Below are 20,438 nucleotides of genomic sequence, written 5' to 3'. Positions count from 1 at the left end.
TAATTTAGTTAAACCATTTCGGAATAAATAACATTAAACCGATTATTGCACTTCCAATCGCATACACTAAGACCGCACCTGCTGCGAGGTCTTTCGCTTGTTTCGCGAGTATATGGCGTTCAGTTGTTAGTAGATCGACGACACGTTCGACAGCAGAATTCATCAGCTCAAGCGTCAGCATTCCGCAAATCAGAATAATGACGATGAACCACTCTGACTTCGAAAGGCCCGTCATAAAACCCGCTACAATGACAATGATTGCGGCCATAACATGCACTTTCGCATTCCGTTCCGCGCCTATGCCATAACGGATCCCATTCCATGCGTAGACAAATGATTGAATGAACTTCCGCATTGATCAATCACCTCTCGAGTCCAAATGAAGCGAGAATCTCCTTTTGCCTGCCGAACATCTCAGCTTCCTGTTCCTCAGTTATGTGATCATAGCCAAGAAGATGAAGGAAGCCATGAAGCGCAAGAAATCCAATTTCACGATTAAAATCATGTCCGTATTCCCCTGCTTGCCGTTCAGCTGTTTCCACTGAAATAAGTATATCACCTAAAGCGGTTGGCATGCCTTCTTCAGGAATAATAGCCACTTCGCCTTCCGTTAATTCTTCGAGTGCAAATGAAATGACATCTGTCGGTACATTTTTACCACGATAAGTTGCATTCACTTCCTGAATGTCTGCATCTGTCATGAATGTTACCGAAACTTCCATTTCTCCTGCTAGTTCTTCTTCTTTTGCAGCATGACTTAACAGCTTCCGGATCAAATCCTCGATTTTGTCATCGACTCTAGCTGTTTCGTCCTCAAAATATATCTCCAACATCTACTATTAGCTCCCTTCGTACTCACTTCGGATATTCAATTCGGTTATGGAAAATTCCATTTAACGTTTCACAGATAACTGTTTCCGCTTTCTTCAATTCCTTCATAGAAAGATCGCATTCATCGAATTGGCCATCGTTCATTTTATCATTAACGATAGATCGTACGAGAGCTGCAATTTTTTCTGATGTCGGTTCTTTCATTGATCGTACAGCGGCCTCAACACTGTCTGCAATTGAGATGATTGCGATTTCTTTTGTTTGAGGTTTTGGTCCTGCATAACGGAAATCCTCTTCCTTTACATCTTCCCCAGATTCCTTAGCTTTAAAGTAAAAATATTTCAATGTACTCGTTCCATGATGCTGACGAGCAATATCAATTATTTCTACTGGCATCTTATGCTTTTCAAGAAGTTTCGCACCGTCTTCTCCATGAGCAATAATGATATCCCTGCTTTTTTCTGGTGGCAATGAGTCATGTGGATTTTGACCAGCATGCTGATTCTCGATGAAGTAACCAGGTCTCAGCGTCTTTCCGATATCATGATAATAACTTCCCACTCTGGCAAGAAGTCCATTCGCACCAATCGACTCACATGCCGCATCGGCTAGATTTGCGACCATAACGCTGTGATGATAAGTACCTGGTGTTTCAGTTAGCACTTTTTTAAGCAGCGGGTGATTCGGATTCGACAGTTCGATAAGTCGCATATCCGATAATAGCCGAAAGGCGGACTCAAAAAATGGCATAAGCCCAATTGTAAGTGCTCCTGACAAAATACCCGAAACAATTGCCGCTATCATATAATACACTAATTCCGTCAAATCGTAAGATGACTGTGTCATCAAGAGGTAAAATGCGATGAACATCATATTGGAAACAGAAACCCCTAAGCTTGTCCGTAAAATATTCGAACGTCTGCCATTGTCTCCTAGTAAATACAAGCTCATAATACCTCCGAAAAGTATGTACAATGCAACTTCCATCTGAATGATTGCCGCATAACCTTCTTGTAGCAGAATGCCTGCTGTTGCCGCAGTGATTATTGTCGTCATCAGTGCAAGCCGCTCGTTTGTCAATAGCTTAATAAGCATGGGTGCCAATGCTGTCGGAAACAGGAAAGCCAACAGAACATCGAAATCTTTTTCAATAAGGGAGATGAGTTTCATCATGATGACGAGCAGGAAAAAGACAACTAATACAATGAGTAATGCCTTTTTCTTCACAACCCTATTTTCACGCCATGACAGGAAATGCATATAAATAATTGCACCCACAAACAGGACAAATATAATAAGACCTGCCAACGGTTTCATAGACGATTGATTTGACAATACGCCCGCTAGCTCTAATTGCCTGTATATTTCTTTGTCAATGACCTGCCCTTCACGGACGATCACTTGTCCTTGCAAGATACGGGTAGGTTCGACACTTTCTCGCGCCTGTGCAACCCTAGCCTTTGTCATTTCCTCATGAATCGATTCTGTCTCTACAACAAGAGACCGGCTAAGTGTTACTAGCGTTTGCAAAATTGAAGGCGGAACCGAATCTGTAAGCCTAATTTTCCGTTCTACTTCATAACGGACAGTCGACAGATCCGCCGTTCGTACCGGTTTCGATAATTCCTCACCTAGTACACCGACTAATATGCTTTTCGCTTTCAGTAAAGCCTCTGTACTCAGAGATAAAAGATTAGCTATAGCGTCATCACTAAGTCGCAGACTAGGTTCTTCCTTTTCCAAACTGGTAAGTTTAGTGCGCATTTGTCCGACTAATTCTTTGGAAGACTTAGAAGACATTTCTGAATTAGATTGATCGTGCACATCTTGAGGTTTTACTTCGATTAGAAAATCGAACAAGGACGTTGCGATTGCTTGTCTGTTTTTTACAACGTCTTCTGAAAATACATAGTAAGGGCCTACTTCATTAGCGGCACGCTCCCTATCTTGTTCGGTTTTCACAGTATCCTCAACCGTTTTTAAGGAACGGATTGTATCTGGTGATATTTGAAAAGATTTCAATTCATAGGTTTCCTTTTTCACACTGCCATACATGAAAGTAAAAAGAAGTATGGAGGATAGGCCGATTAAAAACAAGGATAAATAATTGAATTTCAGTGATTTAACTAGTTTCCTAATTGGTTTGAACATTGGAATCTCTCCCCCTGCTTCTCTATAGCTATAATCAGAGCAGCGATGATTCTAAAGAAAAAGCAGTCACTTTCTATGACTGCTCCTGTTCGTATGCTTCAATTATTTTTGCAACAATCGGGTGACGAACGACATCACCTTGCTCTAAGTACTGGAAGTGAATATCTCCAACTTGTTTAAGGATTGATTCTGCAACGATTAAACCAGATTCTGTACCTCTTGGTAAATCAATTTGCGTCTTGTCGCCATTGATAACCATTTTTGATCCGAAACCAAGACGTGTTAAAAACATTTTCATTTGTGCTTTTGTTGTATTCTGCGCTTCATCGAGAATGATAAATGCATCATCGAGTGTCCGTCCCCTCATATAGGCGAGCGGTGCAATTTCGATTACTCCTCGTTCCATTAGCCGATCCGTTTGCTCCGCTCCCAGGACATCGTGTAGCGCGTCGTACAGCGGGCGAAGGTATGGGTCAACTTTCTCTTTCAAGTCGCCCGGGAGGAAGCCCAGACTCTCTCCTGCTTCGACTGCAGGACGTGTTAAGACTATCCGCTTCGCAGAACCCGTCTTCATCGCCAAAACAGCTAGTACGACCGCTAAGTACGTTTTCCCCGTACCAGCTGGCCCGATACAGAATACAAGGTCTCTCGATCGAATCGCACTGACATATTCACGCTGACCGATTGTCTTTGCACGAATCGCTTTACCTTTCATATTCCTTGAAATTTCTTCATCGTACAATTCTGCAAAGTATTCAATTGTGCCACTTTTCACCATCTCAAGAGCAGTTGAGACATCACGTTGATTGATATTAATGCCTTTACGTATTACTTTCAACAACTGTTCCAAAAGCGCTTTAGCCGAATTCCTACTATCTTCAGCGCCACTGATTGAAATCGTGTCGCCTCTCGTCAATACAGAAACGTTTAGCTGCTCTTCAATCAGTTTCATATTCTGATCAGAAATTCCAAGAAGCATTATTGTTTCATTCGGGTCTTCAACATGTAATTGAATCATTTGCTCATCCAATAGGCTCAGTCTCCTTGGGAATCAGTCTTTTTACAGCAATATTATCATTGATAAGAAACAATATTGTCCCACTAACTTTATCATCATCGAATGTCACGTGTAAAACTTTTTCATCTTTAATAATTGCTTTTGAAAAAGATTCCGACAATAATTTGTTTTTTAGTAATGGAATTATAACCGTTTCTTCCATACCTTCAATCAATTCAAAGTGCCCTGCGATTTCTTCCATATATCTTTCTGTCTCAATGAAAGACCATAAAGACCATGCTTCTTCGCCTTGCTGCTTCCACGGTAGGTTAAAAGAATAGTTCACAATTTCCTCGCCCTGTAACTGAAAATTAATTTTTTTCGGGAGGGTAAAGGTGTATTCGACCCAATAATCCGCATACACAGCACCGTCCGCTCCAACAACTGTCGTTTTATCACCTTGCTCCAGTATACCTGTGGCTAGCACGTCCCCTTTCTTAACAGTCTGATGAACATGACCGACCCGTTCCCCCTTTTCTAGCTCAAAACTCGTTATAACGCCTCCTGTACGCGCTACAAGGTGAGACGGGGGTTCTTTCGCTTCAACAATCTTAGTTGTAGGAGGTGATAACATCGGAATAATTGTCAGCGACGTTCCAACACGTCTAAATCTAACCCATGATAAAGCAGGATCATCAAGCATGAGCTCTCGCCGAATTTCACCTTCATCAGGAATTAAAGCTAAAGGTCTTAACAAAACGATAGAGTTTTTTTCGAGTTTCTTTTCTATTCTGTCCACGACTTCCGGTATATCTGATTCAACATCTACTGTCCACAGGAACAATGAGGCAACAAAAGGAATGAGACATGCGATGAGAAAGCGGCTAGATGTGAATAGTCCAATCGAGCCCGATTCAAGATTCGCAATCGAAATGGCTACTTTTAACCGATAATGCCTTCTATTACGTCTGATAGCACGAAGCCCGCTACGATCTGTTCGAAAACGTGCTACCCCATCTACAACTGATAACGATGTTATTTTCGTTCCAATTGTAATAAGTTTTGTGAGGAATCCGGAAAGGTTGCCGTCGCCCGATATTTTGACAGCATACCGTTTACGCATTGAGCTCCGCTTCCTTATCTGCACCTGTGGTCACATTCATAGTAGTAATTGAAGTGAATGTAAAAACAGCAACTTCTTCTGATAACGTTTCAACTTTTAAATCAGTGCCTATCGCCTCAATCCTGTAATCTCCACTCTTAATGATCGCAAAATCGGGGCCAAGCTTTAGCAAAGAATAAGGTCCGTTAATCCGTAATGAAGCGAAATCTTCAATTATAACTGATGAACCGGTCTGAAATAGTCTCTTCAAAATATAAAACCCCCTATCCACATCGTATGATTCGGATAGAGGGTCAATGCTTATCTTTTTGATTTCGGTGGGCCAAAAATTTCAGAGAATACAATGCCTTTCAGCAAGTCATCTTGATTTTTCGGCATTAAATCGTGCGATTGTATAGAAGACACAGCTGGACGTTGACCACCATGTGCAGCTAATCTTCCACTATGTCGATTCACAGATGAATCGGGGCGTTCGATGTGACGATTCGCTGATGAATTAGCACGTTCTTTTCTATCAGCAGTCGGTCTTGCTGGTGGTACTACTACAGGAGACGAAGGAACCGTTATTGGTGCCTGTTGTTGCTGCTTTGATAGCTGGCGACTAGGCTGTTCCGGTTCCGCTCCTGCCATTTCTCTTTGCAATTCACGGTACATCTCTTTTAATTTTGTTGTCGGACCCTCTGAAGCGCGCCCCGTTGCCGTGACTGGCTTAGACTGCGGACCCTTTGCAGGTTCTTTTTTCTTGCCTCTAAATAAAGATCCGACAATTGCCAAAATGATAAAAATGATTAACTGTTCCATTCGTGCATCCCCTTTCCAGGAAATGGCTTCTCAATTATTAGTTCTTCTTAATTTCTGTAGCTTCCTTATCTCCACCAAAGTTACTGATGGAATCACGCATTCCTGTATCTGCCTGGATGTTTTTATAATTCACATAATCCATGACGCCAATATTACCTTTACGTAGCGCTTCTGCCATTGCAAGCGGAACTTCCGCTTCAGCACTGACAACTTTCGCACGCATCTCTTCAACTTTCGCTCTCATTTCTTGTTCATTTGCAACAGCCATTGCACGGCGTTCTTCTGCCTTTGCCTGTGCGATGTTTTTATCAGCCATTGCTTGTTCAGTTTGAAGTTCTGCACCGATGTTTTTACCGATATCAACGTCTGCAATATCAATTGATAGAATTTCAAATGCAGTACCTGAATCAAGACCTTTTGCTAAGACCGTTTGAGAAATCATATCTGGATTTTCCAATACTTTTGCATGGTTGATTGATGAACCAATTGTCGAGATGATACCTTCACCAACACGGGCAACGATTGTTTCTTCACCAGCACCACCGACAAGACGATCGATGTTTGCACGTACTGTAATACGTGCTTTTGCTTTAACTTCAATCCCGTTCATTGCCACACCAGCGATGAATGGTGTTTCAATAACTTTCGGGTTAACGGACATTTGAACTGCCTCTAAAACGTCACGACCTGCAAGATCGATAGCCGCAGCACGTTCAAATGTAAGCTCGATATTTGCACGGTGTGCAGCGATTAGGGCGTTGACAACACGGTCGACATTCCCTCCAGCCAAGTAATGACTTTCAAGCTGGTTAATTGTTACATCGAGTCCAGCTTTATGTGCTTTAATTAGTGGATTGACAATCCGGCTCGGGATAACCCGGCGGAGACGCATACCAATCAGTGTGAAGATGCTTACTCTTACTCCTGCTGCCATGGCAGAAATCCATAGCGCTACAGGGACGAGTGTGAAAAATACGGACAATACTATTATTGCGATAACAACGATTGCTACAATACCTATTAAACCTGCTGAACCTGCGATTGCTGGCATTATTCATTCTCCCCTTTCTCTTTTGATTCCCTTACTACTGTCCGGGAACCTTCAACCTTTACAATGATAACACTTATTCCTTTGCCGATGTAGCTTCCTTCAGAAACGACATCAATTCGCTCGCCATCAAGCTCAATTGCTCCAGATGGCCTTAGCGGTGTAGATGTTTTAGCAATGCGTCCAAGTAATTCAATCCTGTTCACATTCGAAACATAACCGCTTTCCGTATCAGTTGTATCCATTAGTACAACCTTGTTGAGCAAGTGCAATTTTTTACCGAAAAATTTCATAATAATCACCATCCCTATAACAGCGATAGCAACCGCGATAAGGACAGAAATCGCCATATACATCGGATTGCCGCCCGCCATAATAATACTTCCAATAATTGCGAGCGATCCAATGACCCCTGCTATACCATGCGGCAGGAAGATTTCTGCAACGACCAGACCCGCCCCAATAAGGAACAAGATAATCGTTTCGTAACCAGCAAGCCCCGCAACAAGATGTCCGTAAAAGAATAAAACCAACGAAATTCCAGCCATTGTTCCTGGTACACCGAATCCCGGTGAGTATAATTCAAGTACAAACCCTAATCCTGCAATCGATAAGAGGATTGGCACTACAATCGGGTGTGTGACGAAACGTGCAATGCTCTCAGCAAATGTTTCTTTTGTTGAAATGATATCCGCATTTTCAAGTCCTGTTATTTTTAGCAACTCATTGAAGGACTCAACTGTTTCGTTACTGTAACCGACTTTTTTTGCTTCATCCGCTTTTAGCGTTAGCAGCTTCCCTACTCCAGCCCGATAATCAGGTAGATTAATTTCAGGATCTGCCATCGCTTCTGCATATTTCGGTTCTCGGCCTTTTTTCGACTCAGCCGCAGTTATCATATCTGCAACCCAAACACTGTGAGCTTTGACATCCGCCGCATTTCCCGCAGAATCGATTACTTGTGCGGCTCCCATTGTTGCGGTAGGTGACATATAGATTTCATCAGCATAAAGCGCTATGAATGCACCAGCAGAGATTGCTTTATTATTAATGTAAGCGATTACTCTTAAAGGACTCTCATCCATTAGCTTAGCGATTTGGTCAGCCGCATCGGTAAACCCACCTGGAGTATTAATTTCCAGAATGATAGCCTTTGCTCCAGCCTCTTCCGCTTCTTCAAATGACCGCTGTAAAAATGCGTATAATCCCTTCTCAACAACGTCCTCAACTGGAACTTTATAGACTTTCGAAGTTGCCGCTCCTGTTTCTAAGAGTGGGAATGCGAATGCCGATACGAATAAAATGAACAGGATAATTCTTCCTATCATTTTATGCATAGTTTTTTTCACCTCTCTCTTTATAGATTCTATTATATCTCTATATACGTTTAAATTGCTCGGAAGTTTCACTTTCCCTTAAATAGTTTTGTTTTACCGCATATACAAATAAACCGGAAAACCCATAAAGGATTTTCCGGTTTACCAAATTTTAGTTTTAAAACAAGGTCGAACTCATCACCACAGGAAATCAGAATTTACGTTTCCTTGCAGCTTCAGATTTCTTTTTACGTTTTTCACTTGGCTTATCATAAAACTCACGCTTTCTTACCTCTTGTATTGTTCCACTTTTGGATACAGTACGTTTGAAGCGGCGAAGAGCATCTTCAAGCGATTCGTTTTTACGAACAACAGTTTTCGACATATCTCTTGTCCCTCCCTCCAAACACACTTCTAGAACATGACCAAGTGCCATGTACTCATAAATTATACCGCGGATTTAACTATAGGTCAATATAAAACTTTTAAATTAATAATCAGATTTGGATTCAAGGCCCTGCATGATTAGAACGCCTGAACTGGCGCCGATTCTTGTAGCTCCCGCGTCAATCATTTTCTTCATATCCTCTAAGTTTCGGACACCACCTGACGCTTTAACACCCATTTCAGGTCCAACAACAGCTCTCATTAACTTCACATCTTCTTCTGTCGCACCTCCCGTTGAAAAACCTGTCGATGTTTTCACGAAATCAGCACCTGCAAGGACCGAAAGTTCACATGCTTTCCTTTTTTCCTTATCGGCTAAAAGAGACGTTTCAATGATGACTTTGACAATTGCTTTTCCTTTTGCAGCGTTAACTACCGCTTCAATATCTTTTCTCACAGTTTCATCATCACCACCGCGAAGAGCGCCAATATTGATAACCATATCGATTTCATTTGCACCGTTTGCAATTGCATTCCCAGTTTCAAACGCCTTTACTTCAGAAGTTGAAGCCCCTAGAGGAAAACCAATCACTGTGCATACTTTAACAGGTGATCCTTCTAGCGCTGCCGCTGCTGTTTTCACCCAGGTCGGGTTTATACAAACTGATGCAAACGTGTATTTTCGAGCTTCTTCACATAACGTTTCGATTTCATTTTTCTTTGCGTCAGCTTTCAATAATGTATGATCAATGTAAGTTGCAAAATTTGTATTCAAATGAATTCCTCCTTGAGTCGTCCGTACTTCTCACATCATATCAAGAACAAGTCGTTTCTGCACCAAAAAAGCTGTTTCAACTCAAAATCAAGTAGAAACAGCTTTTATAGAAACCTTAAACATGCTGTGTTTCTTCCTCTATAACGCGGACAAACTGACCTTCGCTATATGGGTAACCTGCTTGTCCAATTTTCACACGAACAATTTTGCCCACCATTGATTCATCGGCAGTGAAAACAACTTTCAAATAGTTGTCTGAATAGCCTTCATATAGACCACTTTCCGGGTCAAGTTTATACTTCTCTTCTGGAATGACTTCAAGCACTTCATCCTCAAAAGTAGACGCATATTGTTTCGCTAACTGATCATTCAATTCAATCAAACGGTGAACACGTTCGTTTTTCACTTCTTCCGGAACCTGATCTTCCATTCTAGCGGCAGGAGTACCCGTTCGTTTTGAATAAGGAAAAACGTGAAGTTCTGAGAATCCATGATCACGTATAAAGTTATACGTTTCCATGAACTCTTCTTCCGTCTCACCTGGGAAACCGACGATGACGTCCGAAGTGATTGCCAAGTGCGGCAACGCTTCACGAAGTCTGTCCAGACGCTCTGCGAAAAACGCCATCGTATACTTCCGCCGCATACGTTTCAGAACCGTGTCTGAACCAGATTGGATCGGGATGTGTAAGTGGCGAACGATAGTTGTTGAATCACGCAGGACATCAATCACTTCATCCGTCAGTTGGCTCGCTTCAATCGAACTAATGCGAAGGCGTTTCAGTCCTTTGACTTGTGTTTCAAGGTCACGAAGCAGTCGTGCAAGATTGTAATCTTTCAAATCTTCACCGTAACCACCCGTATGTATACCGGTTAATACAATTTCAAGGTAACCCGCATCAACAAGTTGTTGCGCTTGACGAATTACTTCTTGTGGATCACGTGAACGCATTAGTCCACGCGCCCATGGAATGATGCAGAACGTACAGAAGTTATTGCATCCTTCTTGGATTTTAAGAGATGCACGTGTACGATCAGTAAATGTGGGAACGTCGAGCTCTTCATAGATTCTGTTTTTCATGATATTGCGGACAGCATTGATTGGCTGACGCTCCGAACGGAATTCATCAATGAGCCCAAGGAGTTTCGTCCGATCTTGTGTTCCGACAACGATATCTACCCCTGGAATCGCCATAATTTCCGCAGGAGACGTTTGTGCATAACATCCTGTTACACAAATAACTGCGTCCGGATTTTTCCGAACAGCGCGACGGATGACTTGCCGGCTTTTCTTATCACCGGTATTCGTCACTGTACACGTATTAATGACATAAACATCAGAATTTTTTTCGAAATTCCCGCGGTCGTAACCGGCATCTTTAAAAAGTTGCCAGATTGCCTCGGTTTCGTAATGATTCACTTTGCAACCTAGCGTATACAGAGATACGGTTTTCGGAAGCTCGTTGTTACCCATATTTGTTTTTCATCCTTTCATTACACTCAATAAAAACATGACTTATCCTATAATATCACAATTATGCAAAATTGGTCTAACCTTTCAGGTCATCAATTATTAACGATGGTTTGTTAAATTGGGCACAACGCAACCTTATTAGAAAGAAAAAATGGTCTGCAAACTTCAAAAAAGTCCTGCTTGTTAGTCGATACTAGAAGAAAATGGCGAACGTATGAACATGGCTTACTTCGAGAGCAAAGTTATAACTTATTAAAAAACTACCAAGGGATAGTCGTAAAGAATCCAATTATCCGGAAAAGGAAATTGGTTAAATCCGATTCCGTTGTGGTATGGATCATGTTCAAAAACATGATTACTTATTAGTGTGAAAAACGGGACGGTGTACTTGTCAGAGTAGGGTGAAATACACAACATTAGATTGTTCTTCCTCCGGTGAGTACTTTAAAAGGGAACTTTCCATCCCTATGCAACATTGTACAAACGTCTGGGAAGACCTAGATCCGTGACCACGGTGTCGGCCTAAACAACTCCGAGGCCGGTTTCAATTTACGTCCATGGATACTATTAAATCAGCACTTCCGACAATCTTTGTGTAAAATTCATGTAATATTTTTTAAGTGTATACTTTTGTCCGCTTACTCTTTCGGTAGAGTAAGCGTTTTTTTATACAACGGATTTCCCGAAATGTTCGGCAATCAGCAATATAAATAATATGTTTTGCAGCATTGTATTCTTTATTTTGAAGTCTCCAAAACATGTTTAAATATGTAGCTAGATGCTTTGAATTCATGAAAAATACTCCTGACTCAAGTTCCTGTAAATGCTTTTTTACTTTCTGAAGATATAGCCCTTTAAGCTTCCCTTGATCAACTTCTATGCTAATTATTTCTCTTCGCCCACCCAGTCATTCAGCCACCCAATTTCTTCCTTTGACAAATTCCCTTCTTTTACTTGCCTATCTACTACCTTCTGCCAATTCGAATCTTCCCATTCTAAATGGGCTTCCCAATCACGCATAACTTTAACCGCATTTTCTGTTTCTAATTGTTGTCTATTTTTAAAAGGAATTATAATCGCCATGTTCCCCACCTCTTTCGATAAGATCTGTTCCTTCTATTATAAACGTTCAACTTGAAAGAATCAAAAAGCCTTGACTATAAAACAGTACGAGGTTAGTCATTAGTACATAGAATTATGTATAATGCGAAGTTTGGAACAAATGTATCTAACAAAAGAGAGGTAGATGGACGAATTGGCAAAGCAGGATACCTCTTACAAATCTGATGTGATATATGCCTACCTCGGCAGCGATCAAAAATTATACATAGACATGGAGAAAGATTATAATACATAAATATTCAATATTACCGATTAATTTTTGTGAACTGTTGAACTCTATTTATCTAAAAATACTCAATAAAATAGGGACTGAACCTCAAATTTCAGTCCCTTTAGAAATAAACCATTGCCGATTTTTGTAATTCCTTCAAAGAAAATCAGCATTCCACAAGGCATAAATCCAGATGTGTGCTGCTTCTGTCAGCAACATTTTAGCCATCTGATCGGTTTCCTGATTGACCTATAGAACGGATTTTCTGAGCTGTTTGTTCGCACTGCTGGATGCATTGCTGGACATCGTTTACCGGAGTTCCCGTCATGAAAACTCACCATAATTCTTTTTAATATTTTATTTTGCAACTGTACATGCTCCGTCGCATGCTCACATTAGCGAATGCACATCTCCATATGTACAGCTCCCTGAGCCAGTATATCTCTAATACCAGCTTTCGGAACACCGTTGATGGCTGTACGAAGCATATTTACTGTATTCGTGCAATCTGTAATACATTGTTGAATTTGCTGTTTCGTTGTTATTTTATCACCTCCTAAGTCCCTCCTTGGATATTATGCGTATTACAGGGATGACTTATGTGTCAATCTTCTGATAAAGCCCATTTCCAACAGCCATCGCTCGATATCCTTTGTTCCAAAAGTAACCATTGTTTAAACACAGCTTAAGAATAAATGCTTGCTGTACCCGTTTTTACGTTTTTTCTTACCTCTAGCACTTCTAATACCAATCCAAATATATGCCCCTCCCTGTAAGAAGACATTCTTTGATTTCTTACAGGGATGTAAAACCAAGAAATCGACCTGGAATGTCTTTCAGTACAGAAATAATGTTAACAACTACAACCATTTTCTTCCTCTTCCATGGTTGTCTTTTTGTAATCTTTTTCCCGGGATGAACAACAGCTTTCTTCGACTTTGGGCAAGTCTATTTTTTGACTGCTTTGACTTGGTGAACAACAACTTTCTTCGACTTTAGGCAGATCTTTTTTTTGATTGTTTTCACTTGGTGAACAACATTCTTTCATATTCACTCTCACCTCCATTCTTATCTTATCTTTCCTCAATTAAATGGATTTATCGGTTGTGTTTTTTTACAGTACTGGTTTTTACAGGAATTAATGATACTGCCGTTAAGTGGGTGAGGTATATCGAATGAATTGTAGGTCCAAGACTAATTAAGTGTAAGGATTTTTTTTAAGGATACATGAAACAATTAGAATAATCATGATGGAAAGGGTTTCCTAAAATTAAAACAAGAGGAGACTATCATCTAAAGTGGAAAATCATGGTAACTGGATGTTCCATTGTCATGATTTGCATCATGCTTCAGCCGGCATGGTCACACAAGTAAACTATGAAAGATTTGAACCTAGTTTTACGCCCAATTCAGAAACAAATAACCAGCCAGAATAAGGTAATCAGGATATTAAAAAAGACTAATGCGGCTAGGAACACTAGCCGCATTAGTCAAATTATCAAGAACATGTTTCTAAGCAGCTCTTTTATTTTACATTTTCAGTAAAAGTAGATTGAACCCCTGTATAAAAAACAACGTATTACAGGCACTAGGTTGGTAACACTAAATCAGACACTTTTCTAAGGGATTTTTTGCGAAAAGCGATGGACTTACACCTCTTAGTACCTCATTTTAACCTTTAAGAATTATAAGTATTCCATTGCTTGTTTTGGTTACATCTCCGTTTACAGCCTTAGCGATATCGAGCATAATTTGTTTTTGCTCATCCTCATTTTGAGCTTCTACAACAAATGAATTACCTCCAGAAACTTTGTGATGGGCCAATGTTACAGCAGCAATAATGTTGTACGTTTCCTTCTGGGTACTCTCTCTTCCCATCTTTTCACTCTCCTGACGTTACATTCGCATCCATAAGTGCATGACTTTTCTTAACTGATTCAAGCAAAGGTGTTTTTTTTACTGCTTGTATTAGCTTATTCATGTCACGGATAAGCGGGACGATAACAATTATCGTCTTACCGCTTTCAAAATCTTTACGGGCGTAGTGATATCGTTTGACACCGATTGTACGTGTAGCTTCAAATAAAATGGCTTTTCTTTGCCCGAAATTGTCTAAGGTAATCCGATAATGATCTTCATTTGGTTCAATAGTCACTGCAAAAGCTTCTTTCAGAAGCATCTTTTGCGCATTATCCGTTCCAACTAAATTGCTAACAAAAATTCCATCGACAAGCAATTTTGATTCTGTTACTTCAATTTGGGCTTCTTTGATTATTGCGATATCCCCAACTTTTTTACCTTTAGAAAATCGCTTCAAAAGGAATAAAATGATAAAACCCGTGATTGCTCCAAGCCCAACATCTAATATCAACATTGGAGCCTTGTAAATCTGCATAGCAGCAGCCGTAGAAATCGAGACAACTAATGCAATATAATTACGAGATTCAAATGTTTTAGCTATACCATCGATATACGCGTCTCCTCTAGGTGTAAATTCAGTATTTTCTAATTTCCGCAAGCTTTCCTGTTCGGTTTTTCTAACATCCCGGAACTGTTGAATAGCTAAAGATAAGAATGTTACCGCTGTCCAATTACTTGCCATAAGCGCCGGCACAAACACCGCACCCAGCGTGGAAGCAATGAAACCAATAAAAATATGAATCATATAGCCATTTGGATACGATGGATATTGTCTATAGTCCTCTTTTAAAACTAAGATCCTAGCTAACGTTCCCATAGCCATTGCTGTCAAGATTAATGTAATATTATCCGTTGAAATAATCGATTCTTGACCGCCCATTAACGAACCTCCTTGCAACTTCTTTACTATTAGTTAGAATGGACTTGTTTTTGAAAAAGTAAACCTAACTAAGACAGATTGGGTATTTTTGCACAACACCTCGAATAAATAATTTCAGAATTACCAAAAATCCGTGTATCACCTAATGCCAAAAGGGCGCGATTGTGTAACAAAAAAACTCTGTAACCTTAAAAAAGCTCAGATTTAAGTCTGAGCTTTTTTTTATGCTATTTTACTGTTGATCCGTTGTTAAAGAATATATAATTGATTTGTTATTTCTATTTAAATTGTCCTTTTATCTCCGGATACCGAACCTGAACTCGTTGCTATAAATGAGTGCTTCTCGTTTTTATTTCAGATTTCAAACGCTGTAAAACTTCCTGCATCATCAAAGTCTTTTACTTGCACTACTTTGTCTGAAAATTGCGCTACTGTATTTGCATTACATCCTATTACTAAGGAAAGCACATTGAAGTCTTTTTCTTTCTTCTTCTTATTGAATGTCTCAAGAAATGAACCTTTCACCTTGTCCTCTCCATCGGTAATGAAAACTAAATCAGCTTGATTAAAACGACTTTCCCTAATTACATTCATCGCTCTGTCCAACGGAAGCGTAAAATCAGTGCCTCCACCTAAAAAAGTTTGAGCTAAATTGATCATATCTGCACTTTTTATTTTCCCTCTTTCATATTTAAAGATTTGTGTACGAGTAGAAAATAGGATTAAACAAAAATCCCTCTTCTGTTTCCTTGCAATAGACATAAGCGCTAACGTAAACCCTTTTGATTGGGTATCTAACTTGTGCATGCTGCCTGACTGATCCAGACAAAGTACAATTGGACCTTTCCCTAATACCTCATGCCCTTTCTGTTCATATTGCATCGTTTGACCTTCCATAAAGCGACGTAGGAAGTCTTTCTTCGTTATTGGATGTATGTACAATCCTAGTTCAATTGGCAATAACCGTTCAATATCGCTACCTAACGTAACCCCGCTTCTTTCCATTGATTCGCTATACTTGGATTTCTGCTTGTTACGGGCAATCTGTTTAAATCGACCAGCCCAATCTGCAATTTCTTTCATTTGTGTATTAGATGCAATTTTCTCTGCTAATGAAATTTGGTCCCACAAAGGAACTTTTTTCAGCTCTGCATCGCCACTACCAGCACTTGTGCCATCAAGTAATGATTTCAAACTATCTTTCGTTTGTTTGGTTTCTTGCATAGCTTGTGCCATTGCTTGTGAAAAGCTATAGCTGTTATTTTGTAACGACAGTTGAAGTTGGCTATCTAAGTCCGACATCGCTTCTTTTAAGTCTTCTTGAAGTTTCTCATTACCATTTCCAGTTCCATTTTGTTGCTCCTGCATTTGAAGTTGTCTTTGCATTGCCTGTATTTCTTGCATTTTCTTTTGTAGGTCTCCATCTTGTTCCTTTTGTTCTTTTAACCATTCATGCGTTTTCTCCCCGAATTTCACAGTTCCAATGGCCGACGATAAATCATCCAGTCTAGTATATTTTCTGTAGTATTCAAACGAATCATCACTCATAATTTGTTGCATTAGTGACTGATTAACTTTCAAATCTTCTGGAATATCATCTACAGACAACTCAGGTTTCATTTTAAATAATGAAGCCCAAATATCGGCAAGTAACGGTTCAAACGTAGGTAACTCTCCATCAACACTTAACCTTTGAAGACCTTGTGACATAGCATAAATTTCATTGAAACGTCTTTTATCGAATGCATCTGTATTCAACACAGATTGATTTTCGTCTTTTACTTTTGTTAATTTCACTCAAAACACTTCCTCTCATTTAAAAAACAGAAATGCCAAGGAATCATTCCTCGACATTCAACTCCTCCCCTTACTTTTAAAAAGGTATTTCAATAGTAGATCTTGTACTTGAAGCATCAAAATCCATCGGCTCTAATATTCGATCTAGAATCTTTTGTTGCATCATCTTCACTTTATTAACTAAAGGATATATATCCTCATCCCGACTTTGGTTATGCTTTTTCAGCTTATTTAACTCAGCAACCAGTGTTTTCATTTTTTGGGTAGCTTCCACTCCGGCATCAGTAGAAGAATCCGACTGTATGAAAGAATATATTTCATTTGCTTCCTTCTGAATTGCATCTAGTTTTTGCGTAACGACATCTTGTGCGTGACTGCGAACAATTAAAGAGACATTTTCTTTTTGATCAATCGTTTCCCAAAGCGCATTTTCAAGAATGACAATATCATCAACCTTTACAACCTGTCTTTGGTTTATCAGAGCCTTTGCTTGAAGCACCGATAAAGATTGTTTAAAGCGTCTGTCAGAAGGTCGTATTCCTTCATCACGCAATTCATTCCGGATTTTTGAAAGAGTTTCATATACTTCGTCTGGTATTTCTACCATGTCCGCGAAGAATTGAAGCTGAACTAACTCTTCCATCGTCATAGAAGGCATGACTTGATTTTGACCAGTCCCCTTCATCATCGAGACGAAATTCATTTCATCGGCAATATAGTCTAGTTCAAACCGAAGTAAGAAACGGTCAAATAAAGCCTCTAACCCTTCCCCTTCATCTGGGTATTCATTCGAAGCACCAATAACTGAGATCAAGGGTACGTGTACTGGCGATCCGTTATTATAAAAGAGCCTTTCATTTATTAGCGTCAACAAACTGTTTAGAATCGCCGAGTTTGCCTTGAATATTTCATCCAAGAAAACAAGATTCGCTTCTGGCATTTTAGTTGCAGTATTCCGCTTGTATACACCCTGTTCCAGGTCTTTTAACGACAACGGACCAAATACTTCTTCTGGTGTACTGAACCTTGTCAGCAGCCATTGAAAATACTCGGTTCCTTGCACAATTTTGGCCAACTCAACCGACAATGCAGATTTCGCAGTTCCTGCTGGTCCAATCATGAGCATATGTTGCCTAGAGAGTAGCGCAACAAGAATTCCCTCGACCTCGTTCTCTCGTTCGTAAAACTTTGAATTAAGTGCCTGTCTGATTCCCTCTAACTTTTCGAAATTAGTGTTTGTCATTTTAAATAACCCCTTTGATTTATAGTGTAAATAAAAATAGGAAGCCGGCTAATTATGCAACCGTACATCCCCTTTTAAGATAACCATTTAGATTTTTGCTGAAAGAACAAATAATTCCTGTTCTCTAATCGATAACTCTCGCATTTTCATCTGCAACTCTTGTTCTTTCAATTCATTTGAACGTTCAAGCTCTTGGGCAATTTTCTTAATGGATTGCACACAATCAACAATATCTCGCTCGTAGAATTTTCTTCCCATTATTGTTTGATAAAACTCCGGCATTATGATCGCTCCATTCCTATATTCTTTAAAGATCCGCAACCATTTTTGTAACCGCTGCACGAATCGAAATAATTTTGTTTTCTAGCGCTTCCGCTTCATTAGCGACAATGCCTTTGTAATTTCGATAGTTGGCAATAACAGATTTCGCATTTTCAATAATCTCTTTCACTTGTCCTTTTTTTAGCCTAGAACTTGATTTACAATCAATCAAAATCAATTCCAAATGATCGTTAAGCTTTGTGTTTACCATTTGCCTGTTGTCAAATGTATTAACAACGGGTATCTTGAATCCTTCACTATTTTCTAGAGAGGATGTGAAGTTCACGAGCTGCTTCAGACCTTCCGTATGCGAATCCGGGACAAAATAAACGCCTCCATTTGGACGTACAGGTGTTGGTGCTAGCGATTGAAGTATTTTACTCACCATTACTCTTATTTGTTGAGCTGAATAATGGTCTTTATAAATATTAAAATTACGCTCTGCTTCAAAGCACAGCTCTTTTGCAATTTCATTCTCCGTAATAAACGTCAGAGAACTTTTATGCTTATCCAGTGTGATAATTCCCGCTTGACTGTTGTAATCAAGACGTTTACCGGACTGATTCACTGTTTCCACTACAATGTTTCTTTGCACATGGCTCTTGTCCGAGAACACTTCACGTATAAGGAAGTTCTCGAATACGCCAGCGTGTCCAGTAGATTTTCTAGTCTCTATCTCTTTAGTACTTCTCCGGAAAGCATCAGCTGGACGAATCGCATTTGGCATCCATTCAACAGGCAATCCTGATTGAACAAGTCCCCGCTCTAAATCATCCATTTTGACTAATTGCTTGCCAACTGAAAACCACATCAAGTGTCCTAAAATACCGTCTTGCTGCTTGTTTTGAACAGCTGTCATATTATCAAGATTAATTGACATACCTAACAACCCTCTCTATTTTTGTATTTAAAATAAAAAAAACACATTAATACCTAGCAATTGCTTAGTAAATGCGTTTTAAAATAACCCGTTTTGTGCTAATTCAATAAACCTTCTTCAATCCCCCTCCATTATCATTTTAAATGAAAAAAACCGACTTCTCCTGAATAGGAAAAATCGGTTTTAATATATATCACGCAAAATGCGTAAGTATTTCTTTTGACATGCCTAAGTAAATTTTTGACGTGTAATACGTCTGCCTAACATCCCCTTTAAGAAGGAGTACAAAGGCTGAACATTTGTGCCGGATCACTTTACCAAAAGACAAAAAGTATAACGGCTTTCACTAGTGGAACAGTGACTTAATAACATAAGAAATATACTTTTACTTTAACAAAACCCGGGGCTGATAGCAACTTCATTGAAAATTACGGTTTAATTTAGAACTTTCGCTATGGGTTTCCACAGTAACACCCCGTTAATTCAAGATATGTTTTCAATACATTAATGCGTCTTTGTACTATCTTCATTTAGCAGATAGTTCACTTTCTGTTACCCATTTATGATTTGTAACTTTTTCCCCACCGGTAGTAGGAGTATAATCAATCATATAAACAGTTGTTTTTTCGGCCGAATCAATTACTGCTCTTGCTCCTTTCATCCCTTTCATATGGTCTGCCTCTATAGTTACTTCAGTTCCTGGTTCAAAAGTTTTGTCACCGGCATCTTTTATCTCTTCTTGGATAACCCATTTATGATTTTCTACTCTTTTTCCGCCAGTTACCGGCGTATACGATATAGCGTAAGCTGTAGTATCATAAGCACCCACGATTGTTGCTACAGCACCCTCCATACCTTCCATATGATTTGCTTTAATAATTGCTTCGCTTCCGACCTTATAGGTTGGATTTACTGCCACCTTCAAGTTTTCAGGGACTTCACCTGAGCCAGAATGGTTCACTTCCATCTTCATGACTTCCTGTTTGGATTCATTATTGTTGTTTGGGCCTTTCTCGTTGCTAGTGTTATTTCCACATCCACTTAAACCAATGATTATAGCGGCACCTAAAAAAAGTAATTGTTTTTTCATTTGATTAACACTCCTATTCTTAGATAATACACAAATAGAAAGAAGCTATTCCTAGAAATCCAAATTAATTT

The 20,438-nt window shown here is 39.6% G+C and carries 22 protein-coding genes and 1 pseudogene; 1 reads left to right on the top strand and 22 read right to left on the bottom strand.

The genetic code is table 11. The annotated features are described in order from the left end of the window. Positions 1-4 precede the first annotated feature (4 nt). The 15 genes from I2484_RS10730 to I2484_RS10660 form a co-directional block, all read right to left on the bottom strand. Positions 5-355 (bottom strand): diacylglycerol kinase family protein, encoded by a 351-nt coding sequence (locus I2484_RS10730; protein WP_207151018.1) that lies wholly within the window; start codon positions 353-355, stop codon positions 5-7. A gap of 7 nt (positions 356-362) precedes the next feature. Then, positions 363-833 (bottom strand): rRNA maturation RNase YbeY, encoded by a 471-nt coding sequence (gene ybeY / locus I2484_RS10725; RefSeq protein WP_207151017.1) that lies wholly within the window; start codon positions 831-833, stop codon positions 363-365. A 22-nt stretch (positions 834-855) separates the two neighbouring features. After that, a complete protein-coding gene (locus I2484_RS10720) occupies positions 856-2,982 on the bottom strand; it encodes an HD family phosphohydrolase (RefSeq protein WP_207151016.1) in 2,127 nt (708 codons plus the stop codon). A gap of 73 nt (positions 2,983-3,055) precedes the next feature. Then, the gene (locus tag I2484_RS10715; protein ID WP_481886401.1) at positions 3,056-4,000 is read right to left on the bottom strand and encodes a PhoH family protein; all 945 of its coding nucleotides are present in this window, start codon (positions 3,998-4,000) and stop codon (positions 3,056-3,058) included. Positions 4,001-4,004: 4 nt separating this feature from the next. Beyond that, positions 4,005-5,102, bottom strand: a complete 1,098-nt coding sequence (locus I2484_RS10710) for a sporulation protein YqfD (RefSeq protein ID WP_207151014.1) — start codon at positions 5,100-5,102, stop codon at positions 4,005-4,007. After that, a complete protein-coding gene (locus tag I2484_RS10705) occupies positions 5,095-5,352 on the bottom strand; it encodes a hypothetical protein (RefSeq protein WP_207151013.1) in 258 nt (85 codons plus the stop codon). Before I2484_RS10705 ends, I2484_RS10710 begins: the two co-directional genes overlap by 8 nt. 50 nt (positions 5,353-5,402) lie before the next feature. After that, complete coding sequence (locus I2484_RS10700) at positions 5,403-5,903, bottom strand: hypothetical protein (RefSeq protein WP_207151012.1); 501 nt, start codon at positions 5,901-5,903, stop codon at positions 5,403-5,405. A 37-nt stretch (positions 5,904-5,940) separates the two neighbouring features. Continuing rightward, positions 5,941-6,954 (bottom strand): flotillin-like protein FloA, encoded by a 1,014-nt coding sequence (gene floA / locus I2484_RS10695; protein WP_207151011.1) that lies wholly within the window; start codon positions 6,952-6,954, stop codon positions 5,941-5,943. Then, positions 6,954-8,288 carry an NfeD family protein gene (locus I2484_RS10690; RefSeq protein ID WP_207151010.1) on the bottom strand — a complete coding sequence of 445 codons (1,335 nt, stop codon included), beginning with the start codon at positions 8,286-8,288 and terminating at the stop codon, positions 6,954-6,956. The genes floA and I2484_RS10690 overlap by 1 nt, the downstream gene beginning before the upstream one ends. A 190-nt stretch (positions 8,289-8,478) precedes the next feature. Then, the gene (gene rpsU / locus I2484_RS10685; protein WP_067208368.1) at positions 8,479-8,652 is read right to left on the bottom strand and encodes a 30S ribosomal protein S21; all 174 of its coding nucleotides are present in this window, start codon (positions 8,650-8,652) and stop codon (positions 8,479-8,481) included. A gap of 105 nt (positions 8,653-8,757) precedes the next feature. Continuing rightward, positions 8,758-9,429 (bottom strand): deoxyribose-phosphate aldolase, encoded by a 672-nt coding sequence (gene deoC / locus I2484_RS10680; protein WP_207151009.1) that lies wholly within the window; start codon positions 9,427-9,429, stop codon positions 8,758-8,760. Between the two features lie 115 nt (positions 9,430-9,544). Continuing rightward, on the bottom strand, positions 9,545-10,903 hold the full coding sequence (gene mtaB, locus I2484_RS10675; protein ID WP_207151008.1) for a tRNA (N(6)-L-threonylcarbamoyladenosine(37)-C(2))-methylthiotransferase MtaB: 1,359 nt from the start codon (positions 10,901-10,903) through the stop codon (positions 9,545-9,547). 616 nt (positions 10,904-11,519) lie between these two features. After that, a complete protein-coding gene (locus tag I2484_RS10670) occupies positions 11,520-11,696 on the bottom strand; it encodes a hypothetical protein (RefSeq protein WP_207151007.1) in 177 nt (58 codons plus the stop codon). Positions 11,697-11,788: 92 nt separating this feature from the next. Beyond that, complete coding sequence (locus I2484_RS10665; protein ID WP_207151006.1) at positions 11,789-11,986, bottom strand: hypothetical protein; 198 nt, start codon at positions 11,984-11,986, stop codon at positions 11,789-11,791. A gap of 1,103 nt (positions 11,987-13,089) precedes the next feature. Further along, the gene (locus tag I2484_RS10660; RefSeq protein WP_207151005.1) at positions 13,090-13,290 is read right to left on the bottom strand and encodes a hypothetical protein; all 201 of its coding nucleotides are present in this window, start codon (positions 13,288-13,290) and stop codon (positions 13,090-13,092) included. A 241-nt stretch (positions 13,291-13,531) separates the two neighbouring features. On the opposite strand from I2484_RS10660, the pseudogene I2484_RS10655 reads away from it, so the two are divergent. After that, a pseudogene (locus tag I2484_RS10655) lies at positions 13,532-13,672 on the top strand (multicopper oxidase domain-containing protein); the annotation flags it as partial. 235 nt (positions 13,673-13,907) lie between these two features. On the opposite strand, the gene I2484_RS10650 reads toward I2484_RS10655, so the two are convergent. The 7 genes from I2484_RS10650 to I2484_RS10620 form a co-directional block, all read right to left on the bottom strand. After that, on the bottom strand, positions 13,908-14,114 hold the full coding sequence (locus I2484_RS10650) for a capping complex subunit for YIEGIA (protein WP_207151004.1): 207 nt from the start codon (positions 14,112-14,114) through the stop codon (positions 13,908-13,910). Positions 14,115-14,118: 4 nt separating this feature from the next. Continuing rightward, positions 14,119-15,036: a YIEGIA domain-containing protein gene (locus tag I2484_RS10645; protein ID WP_207151003.1), complete on the bottom strand. Its 918-nt coding sequence runs from the start codon at positions 15,034-15,036 to the stop codon at positions 14,119-14,121. A 354-nt stretch (positions 15,037-15,390) separates the two neighbouring features. Beyond that, positions 15,391-16,833 carry a VWA domain-containing protein gene (locus I2484_RS10640; protein WP_207151002.1) on the bottom strand — a complete coding sequence of 481 codons (1,443 nt, stop codon included), beginning with the start codon at positions 16,831-16,833 and terminating at the stop codon, positions 15,391-15,393. A gap of 76 nt (positions 16,834-16,909) precedes the next feature. Next, positions 16,910-18,076 (bottom strand): AAA family ATPase, encoded by a 1,167-nt coding sequence (locus I2484_RS10635; RefSeq protein WP_207151001.1) that lies wholly within the window; start codon positions 18,074-18,076, stop codon positions 16,910-16,912. An 87-nt stretch (positions 18,077-18,163) separates the two neighbouring features. Next, positions 18,164-18,358, bottom strand: coding sequence for a hypothetical protein (locus I2484_RS10630; protein WP_207151000.1), 195 nt, complete (start codon positions 18,356-18,358; stop codon positions 18,164-18,166). 25 nt (positions 18,359-18,383) lie between these two features. Then, positions 18,384-19,277, bottom strand: a complete 894-nt coding sequence (locus tag I2484_RS10625) for a DUF6744 family protein (RefSeq protein WP_207150999.1) — start codon at positions 19,275-19,277, stop codon at positions 18,384-18,386. 526 nt (positions 19,278-19,803) lie between these two features. After that, positions 19,804-20,367 (bottom strand): YdhK family protein, encoded by a 564-nt coding sequence (locus I2484_RS10620; protein ID WP_207150998.1) that lies wholly within the window; start codon positions 20,365-20,367, stop codon positions 19,804-19,806. Between the last annotated feature and the right edge of the window lie 71 nt (positions 20,368-20,438).

Origin of the sequence: Sporosarcina sp. E16_8, assembly GCF_017347095.1 — a bacterium.
Taxonomy (GTDB): domain Bacteria; phylum Bacillota; class Bacilli; order Bacillales_A; family Planococcaceae; genus Sporosarcina.
Note: the sequence above shows the minus strand (reverse complement) of the source record. Positions and strands in the feature narration are given on the sequence as shown.